This is a genomic window from Candidatus Acidiferrales bacterium (genome assembly GCA_036514995.1).
Classification (GTDB): Bacteria; Acidobacteriota; Terriglobia; order Acidiferrales; family DATBWB01; genus DATBWB01.
This window is the reverse complement of the sequence record DATBWB010000034.1, coordinates 1-6,728: the sequence shown is the minus strand read 5'-3', so window position 1 is coordinate 6,728 and position 6,728 is coordinate 1. Positions and strand designations below refer to the sequence as shown.

The 6,728-nt window shown below is 58.7% G+C and carries 6 protein-coding genes and 1 tRNA gene; 3 read left to right on the top strand and 4 right to left on the bottom strand.

Translation table 11 applies throughout. The features are described 5' to 3' along the window. Positions 1–737 (top strand): SIMPL domain-containing protein (locus tag VIH17_02760; protein ID HEY4682150.1); only part of this gene is annotated, 737 nt, incomplete at its 5' end. A gap of 453 nt (positions 738–1,190) precedes the next feature. Here the strand turns inward: VIH17_02760 and VIH17_02755 are convergent. The 4 genes from VIH17_02755 to VIH17_02740 form a co-directional block, all read right to left on the bottom strand. After that, positions 1,191–1,267, bottom strand: a tRNA-Met gene (locus VIH17_02755). 154 nt (positions 1,268–1,421) lie between these two features. Beyond that, positions 1,422–1,817, bottom strand: coding sequence for a prepilin-type N-terminal cleavage/methylation domain-containing protein (locus VIH17_02750; GenBank protein ID HEY4682149.1), 396 nt, complete (start codon positions 1,815–1,817; stop codon positions 1,422–1,424). Then, complete coding sequence (locus VIH17_02745) at positions 1,817–2,284, bottom strand: prepilin-type N-terminal cleavage/methylation domain-containing protein (GenBank protein ID HEY4682148.1); 468 nt, start codon at positions 2,282–2,284, stop codon at positions 1,817–1,819. Before VIH17_02745 ends, VIH17_02750 begins: the two co-directional genes overlap by 1 nt. A 20-nt stretch (positions 2,285–2,304) precedes the next feature. Then, positions 2,305–4,533 (bottom strand): cohesin domain-containing protein, encoded by a 2,229-nt coding sequence (locus tag VIH17_02740; GenBank protein HEY4682147.1) that lies wholly within the window; start codon positions 4,531–4,533, stop codon positions 2,305–2,307. 121 nt (positions 4,534–4,654) lie between these two features. Between VIH17_02740 and smpB the strand changes: the two genes are divergently transcribed. Next, positions 4,655–5,131: an SsrA-binding protein SmpB gene (smpB, locus tag VIH17_02735; protein ID HEY4682146.1), complete on the top strand. Its 477-nt coding sequence runs from the start codon at positions 4,655–4,657 to the stop codon at positions 5,129–5,131. Between the two features lie 18 nt (positions 5,132–5,149). Next, positions 5,150–6,703, top strand: coding sequence for a leucyl aminopeptidase (locus tag VIH17_02730; protein HEY4682145.1), 1,554 nt, complete (start codon positions 5,150–5,152; stop codon positions 6,701–6,703). Positions 6,704–6,728 lie beyond the last annotated feature (25 nt).

Here is a 6,728-nt window from a genome sequence, read left to right as displayed (position 1 = left end):
ATCCGACAGCTCGGGGGAGGACATTTGTCATAGCAGTTATCCCCCTCTTAGCAAGTCTCTACGCGTGCCGCGGAGGCCCTTTTGTCTCCTCCAGCACGGCAGGTCAGCAGGTGGCATTTCCGGTCGTCGCGACGACAGGCGAGGCCGTCATCCGAAAAGCGGCGGACGTTGCTTTCGTGGAGGTGGCTGTCGAATCCCTTGCGAGAACTCCCAAAGAAGCAAGGAGCAAGAATGCTGAGATCATGGCTGCAGTGCGGAAAAGGCTTAGGGAGGCCGGCATCACAGAAGAGGCCATTCGCACGCTGTCATACTATCTGGAAGCCGACTATGACTATGTTAAGGGCAACCAGGTCCTTCGTGGCTATGCAGCTAGGAACGCAATCGAAGTTCGGATTGAGCAGATGGACCGGATAGGGGAAGTCATCGATCTCAGTATTGCCGCCGGGGCAAACTCAGTCGCGAGCCCTAGATTCGATCTTAAAGACCGGGAGGCGATCGAGCACGAAGCGCTGAAACAAGCTGTTGCTGATGCGCTCGCCAAAGCGGAAGCTGCGGCCGCGGGTGCGCACCGCGCTGTTGACCGCGTGCTTCGCATTGAGGAGCGTGGGATGTCGCCCAAACCACTCCGACGGCCTCTCGGTCTCACAGATTCAGCGCGCGAAGCACCGGAGACAACTATTGTACCGGGCGAGATCGAGATTAATGCTCAAGTGATGCTGACCGCAGCCTTAAAATGAGGTTTTCCGATGCAGGTATACACCGGCGAAAAAGGAGGCTTGGGAAAGATAACTTCCGAGTGAGGTCTATTTCCGCAATTGAGTTGCGGTGAACCACGCGAACCACTGAGAAGTGAAACCCACGAGTAAGCGGGCATGTCAGACTTTTGCAACTCTAGGATTTCCTGTCGAACGTCGCTTGTGCTGTCCAGCTATCGTCAACAATCAGCGCGGTCACGTATTGGAAGGGAACGATGGCGGCTCTACCCGCAACTTGAAGCAAGAAGGGCGCTTCAGGGATTTGCCCAAAAGCGCCCATGGTTGCGGGGGGTGGATTTGAACCGACCTTTGGCCCCGCGCCGCCCGCGGCACGCAAAAAATGCCAGCCCAACGAGCTACAGCTCGCTGAATGCAGTTTTCCACCTAGGAAAGCAAAAGGCCGAACTCTGCGCTCGGCCTCTGCTTTATTAGTGCTGGTTGCGGGGGGTGGATTTGAACCACCGACCTTTGGGTTATGAGCCCAACGAGCTACCAGACTGCTCCACCCCGCAGCCCGATAGTATTCGATTCTCTCCCTTTCCGCAACCCCGACGGCCGCTGACCGGAAAGCCGAAATAGAAAAATCAGCAAACAGGCCTCGGAAACATAGAGGGGGAAAACAGCAAAATGAAAGTGCCAATCACGATTTATTCTTGAACAAGCCAGCTACCAGGAGCTATAGGGAGTACCTTCCGAGGATACTGCGTCTGAACCCGAATGCACATCCACGATGCCCGTCTCGGTTTGGTCCGGGCTGAGCAAGACGTCTTCGTATTCCACTTGCCAGGTATTCTTCTTCTCGGTAATATCGTTCGGGATTCTCCGAAAATACCCGGCGGCAACCAGATCATCCAGCGACTGCGGCCCGCGCAGCTTGTCGAGCGTGTACTGGTCGATGGCCACGCGCATCGCCGTCAGGTTTTGCCTGAGCACGGCTTCCCGCGAGCGCCGGATGGAGCGTTGAAATTGAGGAATGGCGATGCTGATCAGAATCACGATGATCGTGATCACCACCATCAATTCCAGCAGGGTAAATCCGCGTCTTGAACTTCTTCTTTGCACTACCAATCCGAATAGCGGGTTCCGTCGAGGGCGGTAGCGGTGCTGCGGCTGTACACGTCAAAAACGTTTTGCCCGCCCCAACTCCCAGCGTCCGGCGAATCCTGGACGGACCGCATTCCCCATTCGAGGTAACCCGTCATCGGATCCACAGGAATCTTCCTCAAGAAACGCACCCGCCGGTCCGGCGCCCCGCCCAGTTGGACTCCCTTGACTAACGTCTCCAAATCGGGCGGGTACCCTTCCGTCCCAAGTTTCACCTGGAGGAGACCACGGTCAGCCGCATCTTTGTAACGGTCAATGGCTGTCCGCATCTCGCGCAGTGCCCGCCGCAGCTCGACCTCTTTTTGCCGCCGAATCTGTACGCGGGCCATCGGCAACGCCAGGCCCGCAAGGATTCCCACGATTGCCACCGCGATCACCAACTCGATCAACGTGAGTCCGCGCTGATGGCGAATTCCTGCCCCCACTCGAAGCCTCTGCTGTCCGGTTACTGTACTACTACCACGCACTCACCGGTGGCGAGCGAAATCGTCTCCTGCGTCGCCGTCCGGGCATTCACCTGGGGAATGCGAAGCGTTGTTTGGCCCTTACCTAAGCTGCGCGCCACCAGCGCCACCACCGCACCGCTGCCGCTCGTGCCGCTTGTCCCGGGTGGCCGGATAAGAGAAATAATGGCCACGCCGTTCTCTTGATCCACTCGCTGCACGATCGCCACTGCCTGGCCGTCGCTCGACATGAAGCCGCCGTGCCGCACTTCATCAATCTGAATCACCTTGGCGTCGTACTGCACCAGGAACGGAAGCGAAAACAAATCCTTGACGTTGTCCACCACCACGTTCACCACAAACGGCTGGCCGCTCGGCACGTTCACAAGATTCGGATCGAAGCGAATCATCGCAGCACCCGTCGGAGCCGGCGCTGGCGTCGGTGCGGTTGCTTTTGCCTCGCCCAGGGGAGGTTGCGCACGCCCGGCGGGCACTGCCCTCTCCCCTGCTGCCAGGCGTAGTTTCAGGTTCGTGTCCGTCCCCACATTCACGCTGCGCAAATTCGCCGCCGTAATCTCCGGCACTCGGACTACCCGGGGAGTCAACACAATCAGCACTTCGTTTTCCAGCGTCTCGGTGGTTTCGTCCGAGAAAAAATAACGAAGGAACGGTACCTGGCTCAACCCTGGCCAACCCGTCTTCAACGTTCGATGCGTCCGCTCAATCACGCCACCGAGCACGTTCACCTCGCCTTCGCGCAGGCGAATGTCGTGCTCGACCACTCGCTGGCTGAAGACCGGTTGATTGATGCCCCCGATGTTGACCGTTGCCGTCTGTTGCGAAATCTCCACCTTGACCTTCAGGCTGACCTCGCGGTTCGGATGCACGTGCGGCGTCAACTCCACGTTGACGCCAACGTCCTGATATTGAAACTGGGTGCTTACGAGCGGACTGACGCCCACAGCGCCGAGGCCAGGCTGGAAAGTTCCCGTCGCCACCGGAATGCGATCGCCGATGCGAAGCTTCGCTGTCTGCCCGTCGGAAGCGCGCACCTCGGGGTTCTGCAAGATTTTCGTCGCCGAGTCACTCAGGAGCGCAAATGCGCGCGCGCCCGGCAGCGCCAGACTGTAATCGGCGGACGAAAGTCGTTGTAAGTCGCTCAAGCGGATGGTGCCCGAAGGGGGTTTGGTGTCCGTTCCCGGCGCCGTGGGATTGCGCGGCGTGAAAACGAGTGAGGCAACCGGCGAAGTATCCGGCTGGATGCCCAGCTCGCGGAGCCGGTCGCGGCGTGCTTGCAACACCGAAACCTGCACCACCACTTCTGGCTTGGCCTTGTCAATATCCCGGATCACTTTCTCCGCCACCGCCACCTTGTCCGGCGTATCACGCACCACAATCGCGTTCATCGTGTTGTTTTGCTGGATGCGGCGCATGTCGAGCAGGGTCCGCAGCGCCGTCACCACTTCCGTAAGTTCGGTGGCCGTCAATGTGTTCGAAAGATAGAACGTGCGGACGACCTGTTCCTCGTAATCTTTCCGCTTTTGCGGCGTATCCGGGATGATGAAGATGGCATTGCTCGTGACCGGCTTCCAGAAGGTCTTCGTCTGTAAAGCCACCAGGTCCAGCGCCTCGGCCAGCGTGACGTTCACAAAATCAACGGGTATCCTTCGGGAAGCAAAATCCGGATCGAAAATCATGGAGATTCCCGCCAGTTTCCCGATCGTGTCAAAGATCATCTTGGCATCATTGGTGGCGCGCAAGCTCATGGGAGTTTGGGGCAAAGCCGCCAGCCGGGGCGGTCCTTCGCTGGCTTCGTCTGTTGTGGCCGGCTTCTCCGCTTCGCTTTTCTGCGATTTCTGCTGTTCCTCGGCGATTAGCTCCAGTGTTTTCTTCAGTTCCTGCTCGGCCACAAAGCTGGAAGGATCAATGGCCAGCGCTTTTTCGAACTCGGCCGCCGCCAGTTGCAATTGTCCTTGGGCACGCAGCCTGTGTCCGCGATCCACGTGAGATTGACTCGACTCAAAACGCAAACGCTGCACCTTGAGTTGATATTCGGTGTTCCCTGGGTTCGCCTTCAGGGCATTCTGGTAGTGAATCAGAGCGCTGTCGTAGTCCTTTTCCATCTCCGCCCTTTTGCCCTGTTTGAAATCGGTCTGACCCTTGGGACAACCGGCCAGGATCAGCCCGGCCAAAACAACGCCACACACTGCCCACCATCGGGTTGAACGCATCTTGGAAGCCTCAAAAAGAACCGGTTCGCCGTGAGTCTAGCACTGCTTACCAACTCCGGCAAGAGACCCGTACCGTCGGCTTGCATCTTCCTCTGCCCGACCTTAAGATAGTTGGTTTTGAATGGCTCAAGGTAAGTCCACCGACGAAAAAGTGGTTGCCACAAACCGCCTTGCCAGCCACAACTATTTCCTACTGGACAGGTTTGAGGCGGGCTTGGAGTTGCTGGGCACAGAAGTTAAATCACTCCGCGCCGGGGAGGCCAATCTGCGCGACAGCTATGTGGCGATTAAGGACGGTCAGGCCTGGCTGCTCAACTGTCATATTCCTCCCTACGCGGCTGGTGGTTATTCGAACCACGCACCCCTGCGCGCGCGCCGGCTGCTGCTGCATGGCCAGGAGATTCGTAAACTCTTTGGGAAAACCAGAGAAAAGGGCCTCACGCTGGTTCCCCTGAAGATCTATTTCAAGCGCGGTCGGGCCAAGTGCGAAATTGCTCTGGCCAAAGGCAAAAAGATTTATGACAAACGTGAGACCATTCGCCGCCGCGCCGCCGAACGCGAAGCGGCGGAAGCGATGCGCCGGCACAAACGTTTTTAGCGCCAACGACGGAGATCCATGGACATCACCCTTTTCGCCGGTTCCATTGAAACCTGGAAGGGCGACGCGCTGGCCGCCTGCATCCCTGAATCCAAAGATCAGCTTCCACCACTGCTTCAGCAGATCGATTCTTTGAGCGGGGGACGTCTGAGGGATCTGCAGCAAGCCGGCGAACTGACCGGCCAATCGCTGGACATGGTTCTCCTCCACCATGTCCCCGGTTTGGTTGCCAACCGGCTTCTATTGGTTGGGGCAGGGAAGCCCGAAAAGTTCGGACTGCCGGAGTTGCGAAAAGTAGCCGCGGCCGCCCTCCGCCATTTGAAAAGCAAAGGCGTTCGCACCATCGCGTTTCTTCTCCCCCCTGACATTCCGATCGCTGATGCGGCACAGGCCGTGACGGAAGGTGCCCTGCTGGGTGACTACGAAGCTGACAAGTACAAAACAGACAAGAACGACCAAAAGAAAGTGGCCGCCTTCACCGTGGCTGGTCTTGACGGTGATCAGCAGGCTGAGGTTGAAGCCGCGGTGCGGCGCGGGCGTGTCATTGCCGAAGCGCAAAACTTTACCCGCGATCTTGTCAACGAACCCTCGAATGCGCTCACGCCTCGCATTCTCGCCCAGCGCGCCCTGGAGATGGCTCAGCAATTTGGTCTCGAGGCAGAGATCCTGGATGAAAAGCGCATCGCCGAACTGGGCATGGGGGCGTTCCTTGCGGTAGCCCGCGGCAGCGACGAGCCCCCGCGCTTCATTATCCTTCGCTATTCTCCCCGAGAGCTGGCGGCGAGTGCGCCTGTCTTCGGTCTCGTCGGCAAGGGAATCACCTTTGACAGTGGTGGTATCTCCATCAAACCCGCCGAGGGCATGGAAAAGATGAAGTACGACATGGCCGGCGGCGCCACCATGCTTGGCGTCATGCGCGCCATCACCCAGCTCAACCTCCCTTTCCGCGTTATGGCTTTCGTGCCCGCAGCGGAGAATCTTATGAGCGGTCGCGCCCAAAAACCGGGGGACATCCAAACCTCGCTCTCCGGCAAAACCATTGAGGTGTTGAACACCGATGCCGAAGGCCGGCTTGTCCTGGCCGATGCCCTGACCTACGCCAAGCGGCTCGGATGCACTTGCCTGATTGATGCTGCGACGCTGACCGGTGCTATCGTGGTTGCTCTCGGCAACCTGAATGCCGGCATTTTTGCCTCGGACGCGGTTCTTCTCGAGCGCTTTCTTGCGAGCGCTCAGGCTGCCGGCGAGAAAATGTGGTCCATGCCGCTGGACGAGGAATACGCCGAGCTCATGAAGAGCCACATCGCCGATCTGAAAAACATCAGCGGCCAGCGCGGCGGCGGGGCCATCACCGCCGCCATGTTCCTCAAAGCTTTTGCTGAGGAAACCCCCTGGCTTCATCTGGACATCGCCGGGACAGCTTGGCTCGACGACCCAAAGCCTTGGAGCGCGCGTGGCGCCTCAGGCATTGGTGTTCGCACCCTGATTCATTTCTTGACTCACTATCCAGTCGGCCAAGCTCCGCCGGACGGACCCACTCCGGCGAGCGTCCCTCGCGGGGTGAAATCTTGATGCTGGGCCGGCCGTTCCCGGTTTC

What these genes read in the sequence shown, in the direction of transcription:
- smpB (HEY4682146.1), top strand. Translation starts at nt 4,655, where the DNA reads ATGGCTCAAGGTAAGTCCACCGACGAAAAAGTGGTTGCCACAAACCGC.
- VIH17_02730 (HEY4682145.1), top strand. Translation starts at nt 5,150, where the DNA reads ATGGACATCACCCTTTTCGCCGGTTCCATTGAAACCTGGAAGGGCGAC.
- VIH17_02740 (HEY4682147.1), bottom strand. Translation starts at nt 4,533, where the DNA reads ATGCGTTCAACCCGATGGTGGGCAGTGTGTGGCGTTGTTTTGGCCGGG.